25 protein-coding genes are annotated in these 25,502 nt (G+C 58.8%); 22 read left to right on the top strand and 3 right to left on the bottom strand.

Going from position 1 to position 25,502, the window contains the following annotated elements; all coding sequences use genetic code 11:
- Window positions 1-75: 75 nt before the first annotated feature.
- From JS530_RS01740 to JS530_RS01720, 5 genes are all read left to right on the top strand, one after another.
- Window positions 76-1,449 carry a carbohydrate ABC transporter permease gene (locus JS530_RS01740; RefSeq protein ID WP_214375631.1) on the top strand — a complete coding sequence of 458 codons (1,374 nt, stop codon included), beginning with the start codon at window positions 76-78 and terminating at the stop codon, window positions 1,447-1,449.
- 38 nt (window positions 1,450-1,487) lie between these two features.
- A complete protein-coding gene (locus JS530_RS01735; protein WP_217625421.1) occupies window positions 1,488-2,342 on the top strand; it encodes a sugar ABC transporter permease in 855 nt (284 codons plus the stop codon).
- 161 nt (window positions 2,343-2,503) lie between these two features.
- Entirely contained in the window at window positions 2,504-4,525 is a 2,022-nt protein-coding gene (gene pulA / locus JS530_RS01730; RefSeq protein WP_342590046.1) for a type I pullulanase, read from the top strand.
- Window positions 4,509-5,312 carry an HAD family hydrolase gene (locus JS530_RS01725; protein WP_214375488.1) on the top strand — a complete coding sequence of 268 codons (804 nt, stop codon included), beginning with the start codon at window positions 4,509-4,511 and terminating at the stop codon, window positions 5,310-5,312. The genes pulA and JS530_RS01725 overlap by 17 nt, the downstream gene beginning before the upstream one ends.
- A gap of 27 nt (window positions 5,313-5,339) precedes the next feature.
- The gene (locus tag JS530_RS01720) at window positions 5,340-6,158 is read left to right on the top strand and encodes an ABC transporter permease (RefSeq protein WP_214375487.1); all 819 of its coding nucleotides are present in this window, start codon (window positions 5,340-5,342) and stop codon (window positions 6,156-6,158) included.
- A gap of 27 nt (window positions 6,159-6,185) precedes the next feature.
- Here JS530_RS01720 and JS530_RS01715 read toward each other — a convergent pair whose 3' ends face one another.
- Window positions 6,186-7,211, bottom strand: a complete 1,026-nt coding sequence (locus JS530_RS01715) for a LacI family DNA-binding transcriptional regulator (protein ID WP_214375486.1) — start codon at window positions 7,209-7,211, stop codon at window positions 6,186-6,188.
- 481 nt (window positions 7,212-7,692) lie between these two features.
- Between JS530_RS01715 and dnaK the strand changes: the two genes are divergently transcribed.
- From dnaK to JS530_RS01665, 10 genes are all read left to right on the top strand, one after another.
- On the top strand, window positions 7,693-9,576 hold the full coding sequence (dnaK, locus tag JS530_RS01710; RefSeq protein WP_214375485.1) for a molecular chaperone DnaK: 1,884 nt from the start codon (window positions 7,693-7,695) through the stop codon (window positions 9,574-9,576).
- On the top strand, window positions 9,576-10,280 hold the full coding sequence (grpE, locus tag JS530_RS01705) for a nucleotide exchange factor GrpE (RefSeq protein ID WP_214375484.1): 705 nt from the start codon (window positions 9,576-9,578) through the stop codon (window positions 10,278-10,280). Before dnaK ends, grpE begins: the two co-directional genes overlap by 1 nt.
- A 68-nt stretch (window positions 10,281-10,348) precedes the next feature.
- On the top strand, window positions 10,349-11,365 hold the full coding sequence (locus tag JS530_RS01700; RefSeq protein WP_214375483.1) for a DnaJ C-terminal domain-containing protein: 1,017 nt from the start codon (window positions 10,349-10,351) through the stop codon (window positions 11,363-11,365).
- Window positions 11,366-11,467: 102 nt separating this feature from the next.
- Window positions 11,468-12,046 (top strand): heat shock protein transcriptional repressor HspR, encoded by a 579-nt coding sequence (locus JS530_RS01695; protein ID WP_214375629.1) that lies wholly within the window; start codon window positions 11,468-11,470, stop codon window positions 12,044-12,046.
- 91 nt (window positions 12,047-12,137) lie between these two features.
- Complete coding sequence (locus JS530_RS01690; RefSeq protein WP_214375628.1) at window positions 12,138-12,809, top strand: HAD family hydrolase; 672 nt, start codon at window positions 12,138-12,140, stop codon at window positions 12,807-12,809.
- A 163-nt stretch (window positions 12,810-12,972) separates the two neighbouring features.
- Window positions 12,973-13,746: a DedA family protein gene (locus JS530_RS01685; RefSeq protein WP_214375482.1), complete on the top strand. Its 774-nt coding sequence runs from the start codon at window positions 12,973-12,975 to the stop codon at window positions 13,744-13,746.
- 765 nt (window positions 13,747-14,511) lie between these two features.
- Window positions 14,512-15,264 carry a nucleotide-binding protein gene (locus tag JS530_RS01680; RefSeq protein WP_342590045.1) on the top strand — a complete coding sequence of 251 codons (753 nt, stop codon included), beginning with the start codon at window positions 14,512-14,514 and terminating at the stop codon, window positions 15,262-15,264.
- Window positions 15,257-16,375, top strand: coding sequence for a TadA family conjugal transfer-associated ATPase (locus tag JS530_RS01675; RefSeq protein ID WP_214375626.1), 1,119 nt, complete (start codon window positions 15,257-15,259; stop codon window positions 16,373-16,375). The genes JS530_RS01680 and JS530_RS01675 overlap by 8 nt, the downstream gene beginning before the upstream one ends.
- Before the next feature lie 67 nt (window positions 16,376-16,442).
- The gene (locus JS530_RS01670) at window positions 16,443-17,096 is read left to right on the top strand and encodes a type II secretion system F family protein (protein ID WP_214375481.1); all 654 of its coding nucleotides are present in this window, start codon (window positions 16,443-16,445) and stop codon (window positions 17,094-17,096) included.
- Between the two features lie 113 nt (window positions 17,097-17,209).
- Window positions 17,210-17,662 (top strand): type II secretion system F family protein, encoded by a 453-nt coding sequence (locus tag JS530_RS01665; protein WP_240541033.1) that lies wholly within the window; start codon window positions 17,210-17,212, stop codon window positions 17,660-17,662.
- Between the two features lie 28 nt (window positions 17,663-17,690).
- Here JS530_RS01665 and JS530_RS01660 read toward each other — a convergent pair whose 3' ends face one another.
- Window positions 17,691-18,374: a methionine ABC transporter permease gene (locus JS530_RS01660; protein ID WP_214375480.1), complete on the bottom strand. Its 684-nt coding sequence runs from the start codon at window positions 18,372-18,374 to the stop codon at window positions 17,691-17,693.
- Complete coding sequence (locus JS530_RS01655) at window positions 18,367-19,404, bottom strand: methionine ABC transporter ATP-binding protein (RefSeq protein WP_214375479.1); 1,038 nt, start codon at window positions 19,402-19,404, stop codon at window positions 18,367-18,369. The genes JS530_RS01660 and JS530_RS01655 overlap by 8 nt, the downstream gene beginning before the upstream one ends.
- Before the next feature lie 352 nt (window positions 19,405-19,756).
- Between JS530_RS01655 and JS530_RS01650 the strand changes: the two genes are divergently transcribed.
- The 7 genes from JS530_RS01650 (at window position 19,757) to JS530_RS01620 (ending at window position 25,501) form a co-directional block, all read left to right on the top strand.
- Window positions 19,757-20,602 carry a MetQ/NlpA family ABC transporter substrate-binding protein gene (locus tag JS530_RS01650; RefSeq protein WP_214375478.1) on the top strand — a complete coding sequence of 282 codons (846 nt, stop codon included), beginning with the start codon at window positions 19,757-19,759 and terminating at the stop codon, window positions 20,600-20,602.
- Between the two features lie 4 nt (window positions 20,603-20,606).
- Window positions 20,607-21,320 (top strand): aspartate/glutamate racemase family protein, encoded by a 714-nt coding sequence (locus JS530_RS01645; RefSeq protein ID WP_214375477.1) that lies wholly within the window; start codon window positions 20,607-20,609, stop codon window positions 21,318-21,320.
- Between the two features lie 113 nt (window positions 21,321-21,433).
- Window positions 21,434-22,609: an NAD(P)/FAD-dependent oxidoreductase gene (locus JS530_RS01640; RefSeq protein WP_214375476.1), complete on the top strand. Its 1,176-nt coding sequence runs from the start codon at window positions 21,434-21,436 to the stop codon at window positions 22,607-22,609.
- A gap of 631 nt (window positions 22,610-23,240) precedes the next feature.
- On the top strand, window positions 23,241-23,459 hold the full coding sequence (locus JS530_RS01635; RefSeq protein WP_240541047.1) for a DUF4244 domain-containing protein: 219 nt from the start codon (window positions 23,241-23,243) through the stop codon (window positions 23,457-23,459).
- 3 nt (window positions 23,460-23,462) lie between these two features.
- Window positions 23,463-23,837: a TadE/TadG family type IV pilus assembly protein gene (locus tag JS530_RS01630; RefSeq protein ID WP_214375474.1), complete on the top strand. Its 375-nt coding sequence runs from the start codon at window positions 23,463-23,465 to the stop codon at window positions 23,835-23,837.
- A gap of 119 nt (window positions 23,838-23,956) precedes the next feature.
- A complete protein-coding gene (locus tag JS530_RS01625) occupies window positions 23,957-24,310 on the top strand; it encodes an Rv3654c family TadE-like protein (protein ID WP_214375473.1) in 354 nt (117 codons plus the stop codon).
- A gap of 54 nt (window positions 24,311-24,364) precedes the next feature.
- Window positions 24,365-25,501 carry a diacylglycerol/lipid kinase family protein gene (locus JS530_RS01620; RefSeq protein WP_214375472.1) on the top strand — a complete coding sequence of 379 codons (1,137 nt, stop codon included), beginning with the start codon at window positions 24,365-24,367 and terminating at the stop codon, window positions 25,499-25,501.
- Window position 25,502 lies beyond the last annotated feature (1 nt).

Below are 25,502 nucleotides of genomic sequence, written 5' to 3'. Positions count from 1 at the left end.
ATGCCATTATCCATTACTCGTTATTGTGAGAGGCGGTAGGGTGCAATGACCACAGCAACCCTTTCCCCGCGGGAGATGAAGCGCCGCAAGAAAATGGGCGCGGACTATGTGGCACCTTCGCCATTCTCGGTCAAAGCCGCATTGACCAAGGGCGATGTGTTCACCAAACTGTCCGCGGTTATCTTCGGCCTCGGCAACATCGTCCGCAAGCAGTATGTCAAAGGCGTCGCACTACTGGCGCTTGAAATCGCATTCATCGTGTTCATGATCACGAATGGTGCAAGCTACTTAGGCAAGCTGCCCAGCCTGGGCACCCAGAAGCAAGGTAAGCAACTGGTGGATGGCTTCTGGGTCTACACCGCCGGCGATAACTCCGTCGTTATCCTGCTCTACGGCGTGTGCACGCTTGTGGTCTGCGTTCTGTTCGTCTACCTGTGGACCATCTCCCTGAAAGCGTCATACAAGGCCGAGTGCCTCATGCGCAAGGACGGGAAGGCTCCGAACCTCTCGGATGACCTGCGCGAGCTGACTGACCAGAAAGTCAACCAGCTGCTCATGTTCCTGCCGACGCTTGGCATCCTCGTATTCACCGTGCTGCCGCTGATCTTCATGATCTCCATGGCATTCACCAGCTACGATCACAAGAACCTGACCCTGTTCGACTGGGTTGGCTTCAAGAACTTCGCCGAGGTCTTCTCCAACAAGGGCGGCACCGTCAACGCCGGACTGTTCATGTCCGTGCTGGTGTGGACGCTGGTCTGGGCATTCTTCGCCACATTCCTCAACTTCTTCCTCGGCATGTTCTTCGCCATGATCATCAACCGTAAGACCACCAAGTTCAAGGGATTCTGGCGCGCATGCTTCTCAATGTCGATCGCCGTGCCGCAGTTCGTCTCCCTGCTGGTCATGCGCACGATGCTGCAACCCACCGGCGCCATCAACCGACTATTGATGGAGTGGGGTTGGATTGACACCGCACTGCCGTTCTTCACGAACGCCACTTGGGCGCGCGTCACCGTGATCATCATCAACCTGTGGGTTGGTATTCCTTACACCATCATGCAGATCACCGGTATTCTGCAGAACATTCCAGCCGACCTGTACGAGGCCGCGAAGATCGATGGCGCGAACTGGTGGCAGATCTTCACCAAGATCACGATGCCGTACATCATCTTCGTGCTCACCCCGTACCTGATCACCACGTTCACCGGCAACGTGAACAACTTCAATGTGATCTACCTGCTGTCCGCCGGCAATCCGACGCCGGTCGGCGCATCCGCCGGCAAGACCGACTTGCTGATCACCTGGCTGTACAAGCTCACAGTCGATAAGAACGACTACAACCTTGGCGCAGTCATCGGCATTATGACGTTCATTGTGCTTGCGGTGGTGTCGCTGATCACCTATCGCAACTCCGGTTCCTACAAGAATGAGGAGGCGTTCCGGTGAGTAATCACAGCATTCAGAAGGCGCAATCGCATAGCCTCATGCACGATGCGAAGAAGCGCCGCATCTTGGGCGACGTGCTCTCCCACCTGTTCCTCGCCGTCATGGCCGTGATTTGGCTGGTGCCGATCGTGTGGGTGTTTGCGGAAAGCTTCAACAAGAACACCGCCCCATACACGAGGACGTTCTTCCCAACCGAGTTCTCACTCGATAACTACATCGCATTGTTCACCGATCGGTCGGTGCTCAACTTCCCGAAGATGTTCATGAACACGTTCATCGTGGCCATCTTTGTGTGCCTGATCTCGATGTTCTTTGTGCTGTCGGTGGCATACTGCATGAGCCGTCTGCGCTTCCGCACACGCCGCACGTTCATGAATGTGGTGCTGATTCTCGGCATGTTCCCGGGCATTATGGCAGTTTCCGCCATCTACTTCATTTTGAAAGCCGTGGGCCTGACCGGTGAAGGGCTGACCACCATCGCCCTAATTCTGGTCTACTCGGCCGGTTCGGGTGCGGGCTTCTATGTGATGAAGGGTTACATGGACACCATTCCGACTTCGCTGGACGAGGCCGCAATGCTGGACGGTTGCACCCGTCTGCAGGTGTTCACCAAGATCATCATTCCGATCTGCAAGCCCATGATCGTCTACCAGGCCATCATCGGCTTCCTGACCCCGTGGCTCGACTTCGTAATGGCCAAGGTGATCTGCCGTACGCAGTCGAACTACACGGTGGCTTTGGGCCTGTGGCTCATGCTCGATAAGGAATACATCCAGAACTGGTATGCACGCTTCGCCGCCGCAGCCGTGGTGATCTCCATCCCCATCGCCATCCTGTTCATCGTCATGCAACGCTTCTACCAAGAATCCATGAGCGGATCGGTCAAAGGCTAAGCGAAGGTAGGTTTGAGCCCGAGCGGAGCGAGGTCCGAAATTGCTGGACTGACGCGTTAAGCGGTAGCCCGCCGCCGTGCACCGTAATCATTGACATAACTGAATGGCTCCCGCCGAATCCGGGAGCCATTCTCATATACCCCCAAAAAAAGGAGCTTCCCGTGCCGCAGCCTGCTTCATTGGCCGTCGCCGATTGGACCCCCGCCGAGACGGCAATGCCGTGCCCAGATTATCCCGTGTATACGGACGGTGATCTGGGTGCGTATCCCGATGCCGCAGGCACCACGTTCCGCGTGTGGGCGCCGACGGCCAGCGGTGTCACCTTGCGGCTGTTCACGGCCGGCTCACCCGGCGAAGATGATGCAGCGAGCAGCATGGAATCCCACGAGCTTACCCCGGGCAAGAACGGCACATGGCTCGTGCGTTGTGATGGTGTGGGCCACGGCACCTATTACGACTACATCGTGCGTTTCCCGGATGGTGCCGAACATCGCACCGCCGACCCCTGGGCGCGCGCTGCCGGTGTGAACGGACGCCGGAGCATGGTCGTGGATGTAAGCCGCACCGATCCGGACGGCTGGGCCGAGGATCGTCGCCCGCACGTTCCCAGCCGCGATCTGGTCATTTGGGAAACCCATATCGGCGATTTCAGCAACGACCCACATAGCGGCGTACCCGCTGAACATCGCGGCACATATCTTGCTTTCACTCATGCGCATACCAGCGTGGATGGCAAGGGTGAGTTCCCCACCTGCGTCGCATATCTTAAGCGGCTCGGTGTCACAGCAGTGCAGCTGATGCCGTTCTATGACTACGGTTCCATTGACGAAACCGTGCCGAACACCACAGCCGACCGTGATTTCAACTGGGGCTATGACCCGTTGAACTACAACGTTCCGGAAGGCTCATACAGCACCAATCCGCATGATGGCGCTGTGCGCATCCGCGAATGCAAGCAGATGATTCAGGCTCTGCACAAGGCCGGTATCAAAGTAATCATGGACGTGGTCTACAACCATATGTTCTCCACCGACAATTGGTTTGAGCGCATGATTCCCGGCTACGCGTTGCGCAGGCGAGCAGACGGCAGCTTCGCCGACGGTTCGGCATGCACAAACGACGTGGCCACCGAGCATCCGATGATGCGCCAGTACATTGTGGATTCCGTAACCTACTGGGCGCGTGAATACCATATCGATGGCTTCCGCTTCGACCTGATGGGGCTGATCGACGTGGACACCATGAACGCGGTGCGTGCCGCACTGGACCAGCTGCCGGGAGGTGCGACCATTCTTATGCACGGCGAGCCATGGGCGGCCCGCGAAACCGCGCTCGTCAAGGGCACGATTCTGGCGGATAAGCGCGGCATGCCGTACCTGAGCCCGCGTATCGGCATGTTCTGCGATTCCACGCGTGACGCGGTCCGCGGTCATGTGTTCTACCAGAAAGTACCCGGCTACCTTACCGGTGCCGCAGCCGATTACGCCGTCGACATCCGCCATGCCGAAGACGGCTGGCGAGGCACACTCAGCGGAACCGCCAGCGTGGGCCAGCTCATCCAGTATGTTTCCGCGCACGACGATCTGACGTTGTGGGACAAGCTCTGTGCCACCATGCGCCCGCTGCCGGTGGATGCCGATTATGCGGCCGAAGGTGCGTGCTGCGAGGATTTGATGCAGGCGAACCGGCTGGCGGCCGGCATCGTGTTCGCCGCAGCAGGTGTGCCGTTCCTCTTGGGCGGCGAGGAATTCGCCCGCACCAAGCATGGTGTTTCCGATTCCTTCCGCAGCCCGGTGACGCTGAACCAGCTTGATTGGCGCCGAGCCCAACGTTTAAGCGGTTTGGTGGATCATTATGCGGCGCTGATTCGCCTGCGCCGTGGCAATCCTGCGTACTTCGGCGGCGCGCGCATGATCGTGCCGCGCAACGACGAGGTAGTGGTGTTCCGCGTAGGCGACGATTGCGTGGCCATCAACCCTACGGACGATACGCGCACGCAAGCTGCGGTGCAGTTGGAAATGCCGGGCCCGTACGATGAGGTCGCGAAGATTGCGCCCAATGATTGGCAGTGCATCTATTGTTCGGAGCCAGAAGTGACGACTCCCCAAGTCGAGCGCCGACTGTTGGTGCTGCCGCCGCATAGCTTTACCGTCTGGAGGCGGTCTCGTGAGTCCCGTGAATAAGGTGTCGCGCTATCGCGCCGTGTTTTTTGACCTGTATGGCACGTTGGTTGATATACGCACAGATGAATCGTCGTGGAGAGCATGGACGGAGCTGTGTGATGGTCTGGCCATTGAATGTGGCGCGCTCTATCCCTCCAATACGGTGTTGCGGGAGCGGTTCGAGGCGTTTGCCGCGCCGATTTGGGCCGCTGCTGAGGAGGCGCATGGCGAATGGGCTGAGCCTGATCTGCTGCCGGTGTATCAGGGGCTGGCGTCACGTCTGGCTGGTGGCGAAGCCGGCATAGGCGGCATGTCGGGCGAGGTGGTGGATCCGTCGGTCGCCAGACGTCTTGCTTGGACGTTTCGGCGTGCCAGTACCAGTCTGCTTCGCCTCTACCCGGGCGCGCGACAGCTGCTCGCCCGCTTGCAAGCCGCGGGATTGCGCGTAGTACTCGTCAGCAACGCGCAATCCTGCTATACCCGTCCGGAACTGGGTTTGTTGGGGATCGCCGACGCGTTTGATCGCATACTGATTTCCAGTGAGGAGGGCGTGCGCAAACCGTCGCCGGAAATCTTTAGTCGTGCGCTGGCTCGTGAAGGATTGCGCCCGGAGCAAGTGGTTATGGTTGGTAATGATTCGGTTTCGGATATCGCCGGGGCTCGCGCAGCCGGCATTGATGGGATTTATCTGCACACGGCGATTTCACCGCAGAATGATCCGCCGGAGTGCGCGGATGCAGTATTGTCGCTTACCGGCCCTGATTATGCTGGAATCATGCGATTCCTCGGCGTGCAGGGCGAACAATAGCCGAATCGCTCGGTAGAAGGAGCATCCATGAACGACATCGAAATGGCTCGCCAGCGTAAGGCTGTCGACACTGTGCGAAGGCGCAAAGGATTGTCTGTTTTTCGTCTCAAGGTAATCGGTGCGGTATTCATGGCGCTTTCCGTGGCTTCTACCACGTTGGTGCCGATGATGTTCGGCCCGTTGAACGAAGACAATATGACCGGTCTTACCGTTGCGGTGGTGTGCGAGGTCGCATCATGGTGTGCCGTGCCGATTTACGCATGGTTGTTGTTTGATGGCTGGCGCCACACACGCAACGTTGGGCGGTATTGGGCTGGCCTGTTTATTCTCGCTGTGCTTGCCGGTGTGCCGTATGGCAAAATCATGACCGGCGACTGGGGCATACCGTTCCGGATTGCCTCAAAGAGCGATACCGCCGGAAGCTCGGCCGCGTCGTTCTGGGTCAGTAACCCGGTGTGGGGTCTGGTGCTCGCATTGCTGGTGCTGATGGCTGTGGATTGGCTTGCCAAGCACTACTCCGGTGTGGTGCGTTGGGCGCTGACCATTGCTGTGATTGTGGCCGGCATACTGTGGAATCTCATCATGCATGTGGGCGTAAGCCAGCGTGTGATGTATACGGGCGCAGTGACCCTCGCCTTTGTGATGATCTTCTACTTCCTGGCTCCCCGCGAAAACACGATGATGTTCACCGCCGGGCTGTTGGGCGCGGTGATGTGCATTACCCCGGGTATCGGCGTGGCGTTCCTCCACTACCGTAACGAGGAGCTTGGCTACAAGCATTCCTGGACCAAATGGGTGTTCTACGCCCTGTATCCGGCGATGCTGATTCTCGGCGCGTTGCTGTAGTGCTGCTATGGCAGCTGTGTACAACGCCTAGGCCATTTCGCCAAACGGCATATCGGTGCCGCGTGGCACCAGCTGCGCCTCCACCACTTCGTGCGGGTGATCGAGCGGCTCGCCTTCAATCAACTTCAGCGCCTTGGCGGCTGCCGAACGACCCATCGCATACGGGTCCTGCTTCATCGTGGTCAGATTAATCGTATCGGCGTAAGGGCTGTCGTCAAAGCCGATAATCGAATAGTCGCGCGGCGTGCGGTGGCCGTACCGCTCCAGCTTCAGCACCAGCGGGATGGCCATCATATCCATCTGGCAGCAAATCGCATCGGGGAATGCCTCGAGTGCCAGCAGCGCGGATAGTGCCGAATCTGCGAATGCCGGGCCGCGTGGCACGGAGAGCACCTGCCAGTTGAGTCCGTGCTTGGCTTCGTTGTCTTTGCAGGCTTGGATGAATCCGCGGGTACGCGCGTCGATCGAGGAATTCAGCAGCGCGGCTTCCGAACACGGGTACACGATGTGCTTATGGCCGAGATTGATGAGATGCTGGGTGGCCGTGTACATGCCATGCTCATCGTCGATACTGATGGTGGCATCGAAGCCATCCTCGGAAGGCGTGTTGATGCCGATGATCGGCACGTGAAGTCGCTGCAGCTGTTCCGCCTCATGCGGGTCGATGGCGAATGAGGCCACGAACACGGCGTCCACATTGCGCCGAATCGGCATCTCGGTAAAGAACTCGTGGCGGTTCTCTTCGGTATCGATGTGCTGGAACAGTGAAATGTCATATCCGGCAGGATGCATGACCGATTCGATACCGGCAAAGGTCTGCGTATTGAACCAGCTGGTGATCTCCTCGTTCATCAGGAGCGCCACACGGTTGGTGCGTCCCGACTTCAGCGCTGTGGCCGAACGCGAGATGTTGAAATCAAGCTTGTCGGCAATCTCCAGCACTTTGCGGCGGGTCTTGTCTGAAACAAGATCCGGGCGAGTGAATGCGCGAGACACCGTGGAAATGGAAACGCCGGCAGCCTTAGCCACTTCATGGATGTCCGCCTTATTCATAAGCCCTCCTCGATTGCATCATCCGGCACTACAGATGGCGTCGTCCTGTGACGCCGAACTGTTGTGATACTACTGCGCTGTGTTGTCAACTATGGTGCATCATACACTGCAAACGTTCGCGTAACAATATCAATGGCAATGTATTAATGATTATATTTGCGCGTCAATACAGTTATGCGAACGTATGCTATTTGCATAACTGCGCTGTGCATTGCACTGTAGATGCGTCGGCTGAGTGGCACCTGTACTGCAGTTGGATGCTGACTGGGATGCGCGCGCTCGCCATAGTGCCGCGAAAACCTGAGCGCAACACGCTCAACTTTTTGTGACGAATTTGGGAATAGAACTTGCCATCGGGAAGTTGAGTGATGTAGGCTCAAGTTTGGAAGGTCCAAGAACCTGCCAAGGAATCCACAAAGGATCCCAAGGAACTTGGGCGAGAAACGTAAGAACGAATAAACAACGAAAAGGAGCACACATTATGGCACGTGCAGTTGGTATCGATCTGGGTACTACGAATTCCTGCATCGCAACGCTGGAAGGCGGCGAACCCACCGTCATCGTCAACGCTGAGGGTGCACGCACCACGCCGTCCGTGGTGGCATTCTCCAAGTCCGGCGAAATCCTCGTCGGCGAAGTGGCCAAGCGTCAGGCCGTCACCAACGTTGACCGCACTATTTCTTCCGTAAAGCGTCACATGGGCACCGACTGGACCGTCGAGATCGACGGCAAGAAGTGGACCCCTCAGGAGATCTCCGCACAGATCCTGATGAAGCTGAAGAGGGATGCTGAGGCTTACCTCGGCGAGCCCGTCACCGACGCCGTCATCACCTGCCCGGCATACTTCAACGATGCCCAGCGTCAGGCAACCAAGGACGCCGGCAAGATCGCAGGCCTGAACGTCCTGCGTATCATCAACGAGCCGACCGCAGCTGCTCTGGCCTACGGCCTGGAGAAGGGCAAGGAAGACGAGCGCATCCTGGTCTTCGACCTCGGCGGCGGCACCTTCGATGTCTCCCTGCTGGAGATCGGCAAGGATGAAGACGGCTTCTCCACCATTCAGGTGCAGGCCACCAACGGTGATAACCACCTGGGCGGCGACGATTGGGATCAGAAGATCATCGATTGGCTGGTCTCCGAAGTCAAGAACAAGTACGGCGTTGACCTGAGCAAGGACAAGATCGCTCTGCAGCGTCTGAAGGAAGCCGCTGAGCAGGCGAAGAAGGAACTCTCCTCCTCCACCTCCACTTCCATCTCCATGCAGTACCTGGCCATGACCCCTGACGGCACCCCGGTTCACCTGGATGAGACCCTGACCCGTGCACACTTCGAGGAAATGACCTCCGACCTGCTCGGTCGCTGCCGCACCCCGTTCAACAACGTGCTGCACGATGCTGGCATCTCCGTGTCCGACATCGATCACGTGGTGCTGGTCGGCGGTTCCACTCGTATGCCTGCCGTCAAGGAGCTCGTCAAGGAGCTCACCGGCGGTAAGGAAGCCAACCAGTCCGTGAACCCGGATGAGGTTGTGGCTGTCGGCGCTGCCGTGCAGTCCGGCGTCATCAAGGGCGATCGTAAGGATGTGCTGCTCATCGATGTGACCCCGCTTTCCCTCGGTATCGAAACCAAGGGCGGCATCATGACCAAGCTCATCGACCGCAACACCGCTATTCCGACCAAGCGCTCCGAGGTCTTCTCCACCGCTGAAGATAACCAGCCGTCCGTGCTGATTCAGGTCTACCAGGGTGAGCGTGAGTTCGCTCGCGACAACAAGCCGCTGGGCACCTTCGAACTGACCGGCATCGCTCCGGCTCCGCGTGGCGTCCCGCAGATCGAGGTCACCTTCGATATCGACGCCAACGGCATCGTGCACGTGTCCGCTAAGGACAAGGGCACTGGCAAGGAACAGTCCATGACCATCACCGGTGGCTCCGGCCTGCCGAAGGACGAGATCGATCGTATGGTCAAGGAAGCTGAGGCTCACGAGGCTGAGGATAAGAAGCGTAAGGAAGACGCTGAGACCCGCAACCAGGCTGAGGCCTTCGCCTACAGCACCGAGAAGCTCGTCAACGATAACAAGGACAAGCTTTCCGACGACATCGTCAAGGAAGTCACCGAGAAGGTCAACGCTCTGAAGGAATCCCTGAAGGGCGATGACACTGAGAAGGTCAAGACCGCTCAGACCGAGCTGATGACCGCCGCCCAGAAGATCGGCCAGGTGCTCTACGCCCAGCAGGGTGCTGAGGGTGCCGCCGGCGCTGCTGGTGCAGCCGGTGCTTCCGCTGGTTCCGCCTCCTCTTCCTCCGACGATGACACCGTCGAGGCTGAGGTTGTGGACGACGATGACGACAAGGACAACAAGTGATGTCCGAGTTCAATAAGGACGACTACCTGAACGACCTGCCTGACGCAGACGATTTGGCAGCCTCCTCGGCTTCTTCCGCTCAGGCTCCCTCTGATGAGGTAGCTGGCGCGGCAAAGCCCGCGACTGAGGGAGAGGCCCCGGCGAATGCCGGCGACAAGGCCGGCGCGGCAAAGCCCACGGGTGACTCCTCTTCGGCTCCCTCTGATGAGGGAGCCGCTGAGCGCAGCGAAGCTGAGGGAGAGAAGCAAGACAATGCCGACGACACCCTCACCCCGCTGGGCAAGGCCAAGAAGGAAGCTGCTGAATATCTCGAAGCCCTGCAGCGCGAACGTGCGGAGTTCATCAACTACCGCAATCGTGCGCAGAAGGAACAGGAGCGCTTCCGTCAGCACGGCATCATCGACGTGCTGACCGCGCTGCTGCCGGCCCTCGACGATATCGATCGTATCCGCGAGCACAGCGAGATGGATGATTCCTTCAAGGCTGTGGCCGCCAAGATCGACAAGGCATTCGAGAAGTTCGGCGTCGAGAAGTTCGGCGAAAAAGGCGAGGACTTCGACCCCACCAAGCATGAGGCCATCCTGCACAAGCCGGATGCCGATGCCGAGAAGGAAACAGTCGATACCGTGGTCGAAGCAGGCTACCGCATCGGCGATCGCGTGATCCGCGCCGCCCGAGTGGTTGTAGCCTCACCCCACAACTGATCCATGTTTTGCCTCCCCGCAATAGGGAGGCAAAACACTACATACATACTTTTAGAAAGGAGACATGAATGGCTGAGAATGAATGGCTGAACAAAGACTTCTACAAAGTCCTTGGTGTCTCCAAGGACGCTACTGAAACCGAAATCACCAAGGCCTACCGCAAGCTGGCCCGTAAGTACCATCCTGATCTGAACAAGACCAAGGAAGCCGAAGAGAAGTTCAAGGACATCTCCGAAGCATACGATGTGCTGAGCAATAAGAGCGAACGCCAGAAGTATGATGCGATTCGCCAGTTCGGCATGGGTGGTGCCCGCTTCGCCGGCGGCTCCGGTTCCGGTGGCTTCGATGCCTCTGGTTTCTCCGATATCTTCGGTTCCATGTTCGGTGCCGGTTCCGGCGCTGGCATGGGCGGTAATGGTTCGCGTATCCGCTTCTCCACATCGGGTGGCGGCAATCCGAACCTGAACGACATCTTCTCCATGTTCGGTGGTGCTGCAGGTCAAGGCGCTGGCTCGCCATACGGCAACGCTGGCGGCTACTCCTACGAGGAGGCGCCGCGTCCGGAAAACGGCGAGGATCGTAACTCCAAGATCAGCTTGACACTGCGTCAAGCGGTTAAGGGTGCCACGGTCTCCCTTGCTGTGGATGGCAAGAAGTTCAAGGCTCATGTGCCCGCAGGCGTCAAGGATGGCCAGAAGATCAAGCTGGCCGGCAAAGGCAAGCCGGGCATCAACGGCGGTCGTGCAGGCGATTTGTACCTGCACGTTACCGTGAAGCCGGATGAGACCTTCTCGATGCGCGGCTCGGATATCGTGATGGACCTGCCCGTTACCGTGGGCGAGGCCGTGGCTGGCGGCAAGGTCGAAGCCAAGGATATCGATGGCAACCCGGTCACCTTCAAGGTGCCGGCAGGTTCGAGTTCCGGCGCGGAAATCAAGCTGGCTGGGCTGGGCGTCAAGCGCGGCAACCAGCCGGGTGATCTGATTGGTCGTGTGCAGATCATGGTTCCCGCTAAGCCGGGGCTGATGCTCAAGCACGCAGCTAAGGAATTCGACGAAAAGGCCGGCGACTATCTGAGCCGGTGATCACTCCACTCCCGGCTCCCCTCCGTGAGAGGGGAGCCTTTGATCGTTGCTACATAAGTTGAACCACAAGCAATGAACGCAGCGTAAGTAAGGAGGCGCATGATGGCACGAACAGCCAATCAGATGCGGCAGTTGTACGCCATGTGCGCCACCGCGCTGGTGATGGGCAGGGCTGATTTGGATGGGGCCGATGACGTTGGCTTCGACATTGAACTGCCCATCTTCACCGTTGGTCAGACCGCCGAGCTGGCCAATATCCACCCGCAGACCCTCCGCCAGTATGACCGGCTGGGTCTGATCCGCCCGCAGCGCACAGGCGGCGGCGCTCGCCGCTACTGTCTGCGCGATATCGCACGACTCGCCCGCGCACAACGCCTGAGTCAGGACGAGGGCATTAATCTTTCCGGCATCGCGCGCATTCTGGAACTCGAAGAGGAGAACCGCCAGCTGCGCCGCGAGATCAAGCGCATGCAAGCCAGTGGTGAGGAAAGCGTATTCGCTGCCGGTCGCGACGGCAACATTGTGGAAGTGCAGCGCTCGAATCGCGCCCGCTTGTGGCGCAATGCGATTCGCCGTGAAACTCGCGAGCTACCGGGGCGCCCGGCATCCTCGCACGCTTCAGGCTCCGGCAGCTCCACTGCTGCCGACGATTCCAAGTCCATGGTGCTGTGGGGCTGGTGACAGGCTTGCTTAGCCTCGGTGCCGCATCTGTCGTGCTCGGTTGGTGCAATGGGAACAACCATCGCGTTGCATGACTGAAGACGGAGGAACCATGCTGCTCAAAGCCGTATTTTGGGATCTGGACGGCACGCTTATCGACTCGGAGCCGCTGTGGCATGACGGCGAAATCGAAATCGCTCACGCCAATGGCGGTTACTGGGATGAGGAACTTGGCTGGATGTGCTCGGGCACGCCGGTGCCGAATGTTGCCCGCAACATGATTGAGCGCGGCTGCACCCTCAGTGTTGAGGAAATCGACAAGCAGCTGAAGGATTACGTGTTCAACGCGGAGGTCCGTCAGCTGCCGTGGATTCCGGGAGTGCGTGATGTGCTGCATTCGTTGAAGGACGCTGGCATTCCTTCCATGCTGGTTACGACTTCGCCGCGACGTATGGCCGAGAACATCATGGCACAGTCGGAGGGCCTGTTCGCCGGCTACGTGTGCGGTGACGATCCGTATGAGCACAAGCCGAATCCTGCGCCGTATCTGGCGGCGGCAGCCAAGCTTGGCATCGCTCAGGAAGACATGGCCAAGTGCGTGGTGCTGGAGGATTCCGCGGTGGGTCTCAAGGCCGGTGCCGCATCCGGCGCCACGCTGATCGCGCAAACCGGTTGGATTCGCACCGACAACTCGGGTCTCGGTCAGTTCGCCGCCATCGACTCCTATGAAGGCATCAATGCGGCAGCGCTCGACGGATTTGTGCGCCAGCATCTGGAAGCGTGAAACTTTAGCCCAGCCTTAGTGGCTGGGCGTTATCTTTGCTATGGCCTGCTGGTAGGGTGGTTGGCGGTTTCACGGCGAACGTCTGACGAGTCCAACTTGGTTCAGGCAGCGCCGCACAGAACGAATGCGAATATTGCTTTCGCTCGAATGTCATAGGAATAGCATGGGTTTTATTAATTTCATTATTGAACTGCTCAAGGATCCGCGCGCGGCCATCGCCGGTTGGATTGCCATGGGCGTCGCCCCCACGTTGGGCTTTATCTTCCTGATTGTCTTCGTCGAGACCGGCGTGGTCTTCTTCCCGTTCCTGCCGGGCGATTCATTGCTGTTCGCCGCTGGTGTGTTCGCGGCTCCCGACGCGGCAACCGGTAAGGCGGCACTGCCGCTCATGTACCTGCTGCCGGTGGTGTGGTGCGCGCCTATCATCGGCGACCAGTGCAACTACTTCATCGGTCACTTCTTCGGCCGCCGCATCATCCAGTCCGGCAAGGTGAAGGCCATGACCCCGGAGCGCATCGCCAAAACCGAAGGCATGATTGAGAAGTGGGGCCCGCTGGCCGTGTTTCTGGGTCGTTTCTTCCCGTTCATCCGTACGTTCATGCCGTTCATCTCCGGTATTTCCGGCATGCGCTGGAGCCGTTTCACCCCGTTCTCCGTGTTGGGCGGCTTGACGTGGTCCACGTTGTTCACGCTGCTGGGCTACTTCTTCGGCAATATTCCGGCGGTGCAGGATCACTTCGAACTGGTGATCGTGCTGATTCTGCTGGTCTCCCTGGCTCCGACCATCGTGGGCCTGTTTAAGGCCAAGTTCGGCAAGAAGAAGCCTGCCGCTGAGGATGCTGCGGAAGCTCAGGCTGAGCCGCACGCCCATATGAAGGTGACTGATTCGCAGCTGGATACGCTGGAATCCGGTATCGAAAACCTCGGCAATAAGTAAGCAGCTGCGTTGCACCGGGTGATGTGCTCGGTGTTGTACTCAGCACTGTACGCTTGGTAGCAAAGCCGGGCTTGTGGATAACTGTGAAACAGAGTGTGAAACATTCTGTGGAACATGTTGTGCCATAAGCTCGGCTTTTGTGTATTTCAGGGCAGATGGATGTGCACATTTGTGCGAGATCCCGCGGCGATGACCGGGGCGCTGCGGAAATCCGTCCGTACTATGCCGCAATCAGTCGGTTATCCACAATTGTTGTGGACGACACACCGGAGTGTGGATAACTTGGCAAGCTAGAACCACATAGGTCGATTTCGGTTGCTCATCGATGAGCCGCCCATGTTCAATCGAGCTATGAGCACTTCACTATCATCGCGAGCGGCATGCGTCGCCTTGCCGCCGGCCATCTCTCCAAGTGTGGGTCCGGTTCCGTTGCCAACGGGAACCGGAACCGGCACTACCGCAGTGCTGCGTCCACCGACAGCCGTCAAGCCTAAGGCTCGTCGCACCGTTCGGTCCGCTGCGAAACCTTCAGCGACTACCTCGGTCCTGTCGGTGGCACAGCCGCCACAGTCAGCACCATTAGTGCGGCAAGCACAGCAGCAATCTTCACCGTCGCAATCAAAAGCCAGTCAAGAATCGCACAGTATTGCGCGTACCGAGCCGAGATTGCGGTACTACTCACCGCCCTCGCGCCCGGCTCAGACGCGAGGGGCCACTAAGCGGCAGCGTTCCAAAACAGCACCGGACCATGCTGTGCTTACCGACGTGGCATTGCATAATATCGTCACGCTCACGTCCAGCCACAGCGGCATGGGATTGAGCACCACGGCTGCCATGCTGGCATGGATGCTGGCCCAACGAGGGCATCGGTGCGCGTTGATTGACGCGGATTTCGCATCAGGTTGCTTGGATCTGTTGCTCGGCATGGAGCGTGAACCAGGACTGCGCTTCAATCAGGTGGATGCTCCGTTAGGGAATATCGAAGGCGCGGCACTTAATGATGAGCTGATCGACTGGGAGGGTGTTCGTGTGCTGCCCTGCAATCCATGGCTGGATCGGCAACCGGAATGGTGGGAGATACAAGCCGTGATTCGGGCGCTTGGGCAGGCGAATGATGTGGTGGTTGTGGATGCCGGGCAAGGCGCACTGGTGGAATCATTGCCGGATGTGCAGCAGGGCATGCACATTATGGGCGTGGAACTCTCCGTGGTTGGTTTGGCTCGGGCACGAACCCATCGCGCCGCATTAGCCGCATGGCACTGCTCGGAGCCGCGCCTCATAGGGATTGCGCCGCGAGGTGCGCCGCGCGGCCGAGGCGAAGTGAGCATTGCGGAAGCCGAAGCGTATCTCGCCTGCGAGATGCTCGGCCCGCTCAAGCCCAATACCAGTCTGTGCGGCGATGTGCTCGAAGGCTTAGGCATCCGTACGGTGCCAAAGAACTGTCGCAAAGCGATGACACTGCTTGCCGATGCCGTGGAACATACGATTTGCCAATCCAAGGAGGGCGATGATGCCTAGGAAGAAAACCAATAATGTGTCGGTGGCTGATCAGCTACGCACTGTGGATTCGTCGGTATCGTTCGGATTGTTAACGGAACTGGCTCACGATCCAACCGTGACCGACGTGGCGGTGACCTGCGATGGACGCGTCTGGGTTGATCGTGGAACAGGCATGAGCGAACACCACTTGTCGGCGCCTTTCTCATCGCCGCAGATTGTTCGGGAATACGCGGTGCAACTCTGCGCGCAGCTCGGCAGTCGACTCGACAACGCCTGCCCTATTGCAGACGCCTCCAGCGTGGACGGCATCCGCGTGCATGCGGTTATCGCGCCGCTGGTTCCGCAGGGTGCCGCGATTTCCATACGATTCCCCAGTAAAGAACTGCTGACGTTGCAGCGTTTGGCGGACAATACCATGTTCCCTTGGGGGTGGTTGCAGCTGTTGCGTGGATTCGTGCATCGTGGAGCGTCGGTGCTGATTACCGGAGGCACCGGTTCAGGCAAAACCACGCTTGTCAAAGCGATGCTTGCGGAATGTGCCGCAGATGAGCGCATCATCACCGTGGAGGAAGTTCGCGAGCTCGGTGATGTAGGCCACGCCAATTGCGTATCGCTGATCGCTCGTGAAGCGAATGTGGAGGGTGCCGGGGCGGTGAGCTTGACCGATCTGGTCAAAGCGACGTTGCGTATGCGTCCCGATCGCATTGTGCTTGGCGAATGTCGTGGCGAAGAGATCGTGGACTTGTTGAGAGCATTCAATTCCGGGCACAACGGAGGCATGACCACGGTGCACGCCGACAATGTGGAACGTGTGCCTTCACGGCTGATTTCACTGGGACTGCTGGCGAACATCACGCCGGCGGCCATGACCATGCTTGCTTGTGATGCATTCGATGTGGTGCTTCATGTGGAAAGGGTGTATGGGCGTCGGTATATTACGCAGATCGGTGTGCTGGGAGCCGCCGGAGGTGAGTTGACAGGGGTGCCGTTGGCGCGCTGGCCCGGATGGGGCGACCCATGGTATTCGCCGGATTGGCCTCGATTCCGGAGGATGTGGAGTGCTGTGGAAGGAGAATGGTCCCCTCCGCCAGAGCAATGGGTGGAATTGGAGGAACCGGCATTTTTCTGACTCGAACTGACGATTGCACAAGATGCTCATGCATCGGCATGACGACAACCTAAGGAGGTGCAATAGCATGCAATGGTGGTGCGCCGTAATGGTGGCGCTCGCAGTGCTGATATGGCCGTGGCATGGGTTTATGGATGCTCGGCATGGCTCATCCGGCGCTCTACGTGAGCATCATTCCCAGCACGAAGAGAATACTGCTATGCCGCATCGGCGTATCGGCATAGCCCAGTCGCTCACTGCGGTTATTGCGCGTATGAATGCCGGAGGCACGCTGGTTGAAGCCTATGAAGAGTTGTATGGCAGCCGCTTCGCCACCAGAAAACTCACCCGACCACGCCTGGATACGGTGCTTCAACGAATCCGGCTGCCTGACGAGACCACTCAACAGGTTTCTCGTGCCGCGCATGGCGCATACGCTGCGGTACAACTCAGCGAACGGCTGGGATGCCGAATATCGCCATGCTTGGAAGTGGTGCTGGCTTCCTACCGACAACTGCGTCTGCTGCAGCATGCCCGCGCGCAAGCGCTCGCCATGCCGAAAGCCACTGTTGGATTGCTGAGTGTACTGCCTGTTGGCACCATACTGCTCGGCGAGTTGATGGGCGGCTATCCACTGCGATTCTTGCTCGGCTCGGCCCGCGGATGGGTCTGCCTTGCTCTGGGCGGATGCGGCTATGTGGCTGGATTAGCATGGACTCGAGCATTATTGAAAGGTCGATGATGGCGCCGATGTTCTGGGTTTGGCTGGGTGCAATCGGTTGTGCCATGGCACTGTGGTTGCAGACGCAGCCATGCGATATTCGTTATCGTTTGCCGCCTCTGAACGATGACCACATGACTGCTGCGAGCCCTCCTGATGATGCGCTGCACGCCATGCTGATACTACGGTTGCTGAGGGTGGCGATTGAACAGGGTTCGTCTATCCCCGACGCATGCGAGGCCGTAGGGCATGCGGTAGGCGGGAACAGCGGTGCGGCATTGGAACAAGTCGGCGGCATGCTGAAACGCGGCGTGACCTGGACTGATGCATGGCATGTGGGCGAACGTCAGCAGACGGGGTTCATGCCGGTGTTCCGTGCAGCGTTGGAACCATCGTGGCTGCACGGTGATGCGCCGAGTGCCCGTCTTGAAGCAGCATTGGAGCAAATGGACAGTGACGAGCGTGCCGCCATTGAACAGGAGGGCGCACACCTGTCCGTGCAACTCCTGCTGCCGATGGGCCTGTGTTTTCTGCCGGCGTTCATTGCCGTCGGTGTGATTCCCTCCATTGCGTCCTTCGTGGCGTAGCAGGGGGAGCGTGTGAACTGGCTATGGTCTACTGCGCGTCCGTAGCGGTATGGCGGGATTTGCGCGCATACCAGTTGCCGAACGATTGGACCGCCTGCACCACCACAATCAGAATCACCACGGTAATCAGGATGACGATCGTATCGAACTGCTGATAACCGTAACTGATGGCAAGATCACCGATGCCGCCGCCGCCAATCGTGCCAGCCATGGCGGTGGCACCAATCAGACCAATGCATGCGGTGGTCAGAGCCAGCACAATCGACCCCTTGGCCTCCGGCAAGATGAACAGGCGAATGGTTTGAAACGTGCCGGCTCCCATTGCTTCGGCTGCCTCATAGATGCCGGGGTCAACCTCCAGGATCGCGCTTTCAATCAGACGGCCAATATATGGTGCCACATACACGGTCAATGGCACCAGCGCGGCATTCGTACCAATCGAAGTGCCGGCCACCACGCGCGTGAACGGCATGATGGCCACCATAAGAATGATGAACGGCAATGATCGGATGATGTTCACCAACGTGTTCAGCACCAGATACACCACACGGTTTTCCAGCAGACCGCCTTGACGCGTAATCGCCAGTGCCACACCGACGGGAATGCCGATCAGCGAGCCGAGGAACAGGGCGATGCCCACCATGTATACGGTGTCTTGGAACGCCTGCGCATACTGGCTGAAAGTAACCGTGGAATCCAAGAAATCAGTCATGAAGCACCTCAATCGTGTAGTGTTCGTTGCGCAAAGCCTGCAGGCGGGAAGCCAGATCGTTGCCGTCGCCATTCACGCCGTCCAAGCCGACTACCAGCTGGCCAAGCGTCACATCATGCAGTAGATTTTCGTGCGCGTACAGTAGCGAGAGCCCATGCGCGCCTGTGGCGGTTTCAAGATCGGCGAGCACATGCCGGCCGGCATCGCCCTGATAGCTCACCTTGACCACAGCGCCTTCCTTACCGGACTCGATGCGCTTGGTCAGATCCGTAGGCAATGCCCGAGGAATCACCGTCTCCACAAACTGCTTGGTCAACGCATGCTCCGGTCGGGTGAACACGTCGGCGACCCGACCCTGCTCAACCACATGGCCATGCGCCATGACCGCAACATGCTCGCAGGCGCGGGCGATAACGCTCATCTGATGCGTAATCAACAGCACGGTAATACCGGTTTCCCGGTGAATATCGTTGAGCAGATCAAGAATCTGACGCGTGGTGATTGGATCCAGTGCGCTGGTCGCCTCATCGGACAGCAGAATCTTCGGATTGGTCACCAGTGCGCGGGCGATGCCGACGCGCTGGCACTGGCCGCCAGACATCTTCGCCGGATACGAATCCGCACGGTCCCCAAGTCCCACCAATTCCAAGGTCTGTGCCACGCGCGGGGCGATTTCGGACTTCGGTACGCCCGCCAAAATCAGCGGAATGGCGACATTCTGCGCCACGGTTTTGGATTGCAGCAGATTGTAATGCTGGAAAATCATGCCGACTTCATGCCTGAGTCCTGCAAGTTCATGCTTGGACAGCGCAGCCGGATTGCGCCCCAGCACATCCACGCTGCCGGAAGAAGGCTTGACCAAACCATTCACCGTACGCACGAGCGTGCTTTTGCCGGCGCCGGAAGAGCCGATGATGCCATAGAACGAACCCTGAGGAATCTCAAGGGAAATATTGTCAAGCGCCTGGAACGCGGAGTCACCTCGCCCATACGTTTTAGACACATGGTCGAAGGTGACTGCCGTACTCATAGGAGCCTCGTTTCTCATCGGGTTGGCCGGGTTGGCTGAGATAGTTCGGATGCCTATGCGCTGCTGCATACGGCGCATGCGGCAGCCAAGCATAAGCATCCGCGAATGATACGAGCATATGGGGCTGGTACTCGATAAAACACCGCGTTCATATACGTAGAAGTTTGAACGACTGCAAGAACCGCGCAAGGCCAACAGCTTGGTAGCCGGCTATAGGTTTCCGATATAAGCCACGCCTGTGTTGCCTGGTCGCGCCACGCTAGCATCGAACACAATCAGAGACGGCGAGGTTTGCCATGAGAGCCGTTCTGTGTGATGAACGCTTCAAGCAACAAGAGAAGGAAACACCCGTATGACATCCACGATTCGTAAAACCGTTCGCGCGGTGATCGCGCTTGCCCTTTCCGCCGGACTGATTGCCGGCGTGGGCGCATGCGGCAGCGCCAATGCCCAGGAGCATGATGAGAAGACCATCCGTTTGGCAGCCTCACCGGGCCCCTACAGCGAACTGTTCAAGAAGGGTGTGGCTCCGATTCTGGAGAAAGAAGGCTATACCATCAAGGTCACCACGTTCAGCGACGCCCAGCAGGCCAATGATTCCCTGAACGAAGGCAGCACCGATCTGAACGTGGACCAGCACACCGCATACATGGATGCCTACAACGAGAAGAAGGGCGGCCAGCTGGCCTCGCTGATTCCGATCCCGTCCGTGCCGGCGGGCCTCTACTCCACGAATCATAAGAGCGTCAAGGAAATCAAGGATGGTGCGACCATCGCCGTCTCCCAGGATCCCTCCAACCTCGCCCGAGCGCTGCGCCTGCTGGAAAAGCTCGGTTGGATCACGCTGAAAACCAATGCCGATTCCGCGCTCGGTTCCATTAACGATGTGGAATCCAATCCGAAGAACCTCAACCTGAAGACGCTGGACAACGGCCAGATTCCGCGCGTGCTCGACGATGTGGATTACGCGGTGGTCACCGGCAGCTGGTCGTACAGCGCCAAGCTCGACCCGAAACTGGAGCTCGCCCAGGAGACCCTGAAGCCCGAATATGAGATCGTTGCCGTGACCCGCAAGGATGAGGCCAACAAGCAGTGGGCCAAGGATGTGGAGGCCGCCTACAAGTCCAGCGACTTCCAGAAGTATCTCGCCAAGAACAACACCACCGGATACTGGTTCGTGCCCGATGAGCTCAAGTAACGTCGTGAAACGCGGCCGCCCATTCTACGGCGTGGAAACCGGGGTCGCCATTCTGGACTCCGATATTCCACGTCCGGTGGGCGACATCGGCAATGCTCGATCGTTTGACTATCCGGTGCAATATCAGGTGGTCACCGGCGTGGGGCCCAAAGACATGTTCCGGCCGCGCAGCGAAAAGGTGGCCGACGGTTTCGCCCAAGCCATCAACACCATGGCCGGTCAAGGCGTACGCATCGCGGCCACCTCCTGCGGATTGCTGGCGCACTATCAGCAGGAAGTCGCCTCCAGAACCGATATTCCGATCGCCATGTCCAGCCTGATTCAGATTCCGGTGGTGCTGCGACTGCTGCGCCCCGAGCAATCAGTACTGTTGCTCACCATCGATGCCGAACGCATCACCCCCGCACACCTTGAGCAAAGCGGCGTGGGCGAGAGCGATCGGTCGCGCGTGGTGGTTCAGGATATGGCTCATGCGCCGTACTTTCTGTCCGTCATCAAAGGAACCGAGGACGATTACGATTCGAATCGTGCGCTCGCAGAAGTATTGCGTGCGGTTGATGAAGGACTTGGCCGCGCGCCTGATTGCGGGGCCATCGTCATCGAATGCACGAATCTGCCACCATTCTCCAACGACATCAAAGCGCATACCGGACTGCCGGTCTGGGATGCGCTGACCCTCACCGACTGGTTGGCCGGTGCCGTGGAACCTCGGCAATAATCCATCCGCTGATTCTGCTGCGACTATGCGGCGTTGCCTGCAGACACCATCCTTAATCATCCTCGACCCCGGCACCCAGATACTGGTTGCCCCGCACTAAGTAAGGAATATGTATGACCTCTCCCCACTATCTCGTTATCGGTACCGGAATTCTGGGCTCCGCAGTCGTGCATCGTCTGGCCAGCCGTGGCGTCCAAGTCACCCTGCTCGGCGGCGACGGCACTGATGCCGCCGATGCATTGGGCGCCAGCGCCACCGTGCGTACTTTTGGCTGGCTCAACGACGCGGGTGTGAACATTCCCGAGTACAGTGCGCTGCGCACCATCGGCAAGCTTGCATTGGCGCAACGTCAGGTCAAAGACGCGGAGCTGGGCGAGGCTCCCGTGTGGTATCACCAGTCCGGCCGACTGGATTGGGAAGGCAAGGATGGTCGGCAGGAACTGCCCGCGCATCAGGACGCGCATCGCGAGACCATTCGCGAGGAGGCTGCGCGTCTGGCATCGCAAGGGCAGGATGCCTATGTGATTGATTCGGCTGCAATCGAACAGTATGAGCCGGCGCTGGATCCGAACACCATTGTGGGCGACGCATTGTGGGTGCCTGAGGATGCCTGGGTTGATTTGCCGGGGTTTGCGCGCGAATTGCAGCGTGAAGCCGCGCAAGCGGGGGCTCAGATTGTGCACGGTGCGGTTGATGCGCTGCTGACCGACGAGAACGGCGCGGTGCTGGGCGCCCGCCTGAAGGATGGCAGTGAGGTGCGCGCTGACCGTACGATTGTGGCGGCTGGTGAAGCGACTGCCGATCTGGCTCAGCCGGTGATTACTATTCCGCGATCGTCGACCACGGGTGTCACGGTGCTGACTGCGCCGCTCGATAATCCGCCGCGCACGATTCTGCGTGCTCCGTTCGCCGGCGCCAGGACGGATGATCAGGGCCGGTTGGTGATCGTCGCCGACCCGCTGGAAGCAGCCGTGACACCGGAGGGCACCGTGCCGCAAGAGGCTTTGGATGCCACGCTGACGCATATCGCCAGCTTCCTGAAGGGGCGTCCGACATTGACGGTGGAACAGGTGCTGGTGGGGCCGCGGCCGATTCCGGGCGACGGACTGCCCGTAGTGGGCGCGGTTGCCGGAACTGGTGACACGTTGGCGATTGCGTTCACGCACTCCGGTGCCACCGTGGGCTATGCGTTGGGTCGTCTGCTTGCCGACGAGCTGCTGGATGGGCTGCGCGCACAAGTGCTGGCGCCGTTCCGTCCGGAACGTTTCCAAGCAGAAGCCGAATGGTGATGCGTCGCGCGTGGCGATCATGCCGTTGACGTTGGCAGTGCGTTAGTGCTGCGGGCGCGCAGCTCGTTGGCGCTTTGCCGCTATTCTGTAGTACCAAGCCTCCGAGAGATGTTTCCTGCGGAGGCTTGTTGCATTGTGCTCCGGTGTTGCACTTCGTTATTGCGCCTCGGTATTGTGCCCCGATGTTGCGCTCGATGTTGCGCTCGATGTTGCGCGAATGGCCGTTGTGGATAGTGATATGTGCGGCTTTGTGAGCATTGCCGGCGAACCCTGCGGATTGTCGAACGTAATTGTGCGGATGTGTGCATATCGGTTGGCGTTGATGCCACTTATCCACAAGTGTTGTGGACGACACTCCGTGATGTGGATAACTCGGCAAGCTAGAACCACATACCCCGTTCCGGCGTGCAATCATGCGGCGAATCCTTCACAGTGGATAGCACCTCATGCCGAAATGGTGATGCCGTTGCCGGCATGAGGTCCACCAACACCCAATACCGATTAGTCAGTCATCAATACGCATTGCCTATCGCATTGCCGCGGTTAGGCAACGCAGAAAGGAAGTGTAATGAAGGAGCTTATTCTTGCCGACCAACACACGGGCATCCTTGACCGTGCCAGACATGGCTTCATGACCTTGCATAGCACAGCGCGGCAACGCCTCTGCATGATGGACGCGCGCCTGCGCATGATTATGGAGAATCCCGAAGAAGGTGCAGTCACCGCTGAATATGCGGTGGTATTGGTCGCCGCCACCGGGTTCGCCGCATTGCTGGTAGCCATCCTCAAATCCGATGCGGTCAGAACGCTGCTGATGAACATCATCAAAAAAGCGCTGAATGTGGGGTAGATCATGGTGCTCAAATTCCAGCGATGGCTGGCACGCATGCCTACGCGATATGAGGAAGGCACAGTCACGGCGGAATTCGCCATGGTATTGCCCAGCGTCATAGTCGTGGCGGCTCTGGTGCTGGCCTTAGGCCGTTTGGTGGCTGTCTCCGTGGATTGCAATAGTGCGGCATCCGCTGCCGCGCGCGAGCTTATCGTCACCGGCAGTGAATCAGCGGCTCGAAACATCGCGGCACAAGTGGCTGAATCCAGCGTGACCGTAACGATTCATCAGGCTGGGCGGCTACGCCACATACAGGTGACCTGTCCGCTGCTGCCTGGCCCTATGGGATTGACCCCGGCGAGCGTTCCCGGGCGAGCCACTGTGGTCATGCAGTAATAGACATGCAGTGTGAGTCATGCGGTAAGCAGTGTGAGTCATGCGGTAAATAGTGCGCTGCGTCGCGCCAGCCGTTACGCAGCGCCATTGCGAAGCATTGGAACATCACAGGAGATGCAATGAGAAACCGATGTGAGGAAGGCTCGGGCACCATGGCCGGTGCCATATTGGTAATGCTTGCGGCATTGGCGCTCGCAGTCGTTGCCGCAGTGGGCAATCTGCTGATATGCCAGCAACGGGCGCGGTCGGTTGCCGATGCGGCTGCATTCAATGCGGCGTATGCCTGGTGGCAAGCCAGTACGGAAGATCCGTGTGCGCTCGCCAACGATGTGGCAATGGCGCAACAGGTCACCCTGGTTGAATGTGTGATGGTGGGCGACGATGTACGTCTCTCGGTTGCCAAGGACACGCAGGTGCCTGGTATCGGGCAAGTGGTCAAGGAGGCTCGGGCAGGACCGGTGGATTGTGAGTAATGTCAAGCCAGTGGCTCTGGCGAGCTGACTGCGTTATTGGCTATGGTGAAATGCATGACCGAACGCGAATGCAGTACACGCCATACCACCGTGGCTCTGGTGGGCAACCCCACTTCCGATAAGGGCCGCGGAGCCAAAGTCGATGCGCAGGTGATGAGCCTGCTGCAGGAAGCCGGCCGTGCTCATGATTTCGACGTGATTGATCTAACGGGGTCAAGCTTCAATGATTCCCTGAATCGCGCTCGAGAACATGCGCATGAATACGATTATCTGGTGGTCGTAGGCGGTGACGGCATGATTGCGCTTGGCGCCAATGCGGTAGGCTGCAGCGGTAAGCCGTTGGGCATTGTGGCCATGGGGTCGGGCAACGATTTTGCGCGCGGACTCAAACTACCGGTGAATCGTATTGAAACCGCAGTGGAAGGCATTGTGGGAGCCATTGTTCGTGGCTCGCATATCGATGTGGACATGGGGCGAGTGACTTCTCTCGCCGGCGGATATGCGGTCGACCCTTCAACGGGTAACGAATACGAGACTCCGGAAGGTGAATCGGCGTCGAGCGCTCATCCCATCGACCGATACTATGCGGGCATGCTGTCTTGCGGCATCGATGCTAGTATCAACGATCGGGCGAATCACTCGCATCTGCCGAATGGCAGTGTGCGGTATTTTGCCGCGGTGCTGGTGGAGCTCACGCATATGAAGCGCTACGGCTACCATGTCAAAGCCACGTTGACCGACGGTTCCATTGAGGAGCGAGACATCATAGCCCCGCTGCTTACGGTGGCGAACTCGCGCCATATTGGTGGAGGCATTGAGGTGTCGCCGTATTCGTGCTTCTCGGACGGCCTGCTTGACTTGGTCTGGATGGACCATGTACCGAATTTCCACGAATGCACGGTGGCTGTTGCCAACGCGTATAACGGTAGGCTGCTGGCCTCCAAGGTGTTCGGGTGGAAGCGTATTCGCGAGATTGAGATCACTCGCGCCGATAATGGCGATGAGCCGCCGATTCTGATGGCGGATGGTGAATACATCGGTCATCTGCCGGTGCGGGTGGCGGTCGAGGATCGTGCATTGCGCGTACTGGTGCCGCCCGCCGTGGCTTCGCGTGAAGTGGATTCCAAAGAACGCATCAGTGAAGCCATTGAGCGGGACGGTCGTGATCCGATCAGCGGTGCTTTCGTGTGAG

Origin of the sequence: Bifidobacterium colobi, from assembly GCF_018555455.1 — a bacterium.
Lineage (GTDB): Bacteria > Actinomycetota > Actinomycetes > Actinomycetales > Bifidobacteriaceae > Bifidobacterium > Bifidobacterium colobi.
This window is presented reverse-complemented; position numbering and strand designations above follow the sequence as displayed.

Coding starts and splice junctions, on each gene's coding strand:
- dnaK (WP_214375485.1), top strand. CDS start 7,693: ATGGCACGTGCAGTTGGTATCGATCTGGGTACTACGAATTCCTGCATC.
- JS530_RS01700 (WP_214375483.1), top strand. CDS start 10,349: ATGGCTGAGAATGAATGGCTGAACAAAGACTTCTACAAAGTCCTTGGT.
- JS530_RS01735 (WP_217625421.1), top strand. CDS start 1,488: ATGCACGATGCGAAGAAGCGCCGCATCTTGGGCGACGTGCTCTCCCAC.
- JS530_RS01640 (WP_214375476.1), top strand. CDS start 21,434: ATGACCTCTCCCCACTATCTCGTTATCGGTACCGGAATTCTGGGCTCC.
- JS530_RS01675 (WP_214375626.1), top strand. CDS start 15,257: ATGCCTAGGAAGAAAACCAATAATGTGTCGGTGGCTGATCAGCTACGC.
- JS530_RS01650 (WP_214375478.1), top strand. CDS start 19,757: ATGACATCCACGATTCGTAAAACCGTTCGCGCGGTGATCGCGCTTGCC.
- JS530_RS01620 (WP_214375472.1), top strand. CDS start 24,365: ATGACCGAACGCGAATGCAGTACACGCCATACCACCGTGGCTCTGGTG.
- JS530_RS01740 (WP_214375631.1), top strand. CDS start 76: ATGAAGCGCCGCAAGAAAATGGGCGCGGACTATGTGGCACCTTCGCCA.
- JS530_RS01720 (WP_214375487.1), top strand. CDS start 5,340: ATGAACGACATCGAAATGGCTCGCCAGCGTAAGGCTGTCGACACTGTG.
- JS530_RS01635 (WP_240541047.1), top strand. CDS start 23,241: ATGACCTTGCATAGCACAGCGCGGCAACGCCTCTGCATGATGGACGCG.
- JS530_RS01670 (WP_214375481.1), top strand. CDS start 16,443: ATGCAATGGTGGTGCGCCGTAATGGTGGCGCTCGCAGTGCTGATATGG.
- JS530_RS01695 (WP_214375629.1), top strand. CDS start 11,468: ATGGCACGAACAGCCAATCAGATGCGGCAGTTGTACGCCATGTGCGCC.
- JS530_RS01630 (WP_214375474.1), top strand. CDS start 23,463: ATGGTGCTCAAATTCCAGCGATGGCTGGCACGCATGCCTACGCGATAT.
- JS530_RS01625 (WP_214375473.1), top strand. CDS start 23,957: ATGAGAAACCGATGTGAGGAAGGCTCGGGCACCATGGCCGGTGCCATA.
- JS530_RS01690 (WP_214375628.1), top strand. CDS start 12,138: ATGCTGCTCAAAGCCGTATTTTGGGATCTGGACGGCACGCTTATCGAC.
- grpE (WP_214375484.1), top strand. CDS start 9,576: ATGTCCGAGTTCAATAAGGACGACTACCTGAACGACCTGCCTGACGCA.
- JS530_RS01665 (WP_240541033.1), top strand. CDS start 17,210: ATGACTGCTGCGAGCCCTCCTGATGATGCGCTGCACGCCATGCTGATA.
- JS530_RS01685 (WP_214375482.1), top strand. CDS start 12,973: ATGGGTTTTATTAATTTCATTATTGAACTGCTCAAGGATCCGCGCGCG.
- JS530_RS01715 (WP_214375486.1), bottom strand. CDS start 7,211: ATGAATAAGGCGGACATCCATGAAGTGGCTAAGGCTGCCGGCGTTTCC.
- JS530_RS01660 (WP_214375480.1), bottom strand. CDS start 18,374: ATGACTGATTTCTTGGATTCCACGGTTACTTTCAGCCAGTATGCGCAG.
- JS530_RS01655 (WP_214375479.1), bottom strand. CDS start 19,404: ATGAGTACGGCAGTCACCTTCGACCATGTGTCTAAAACGTATGGGCGA.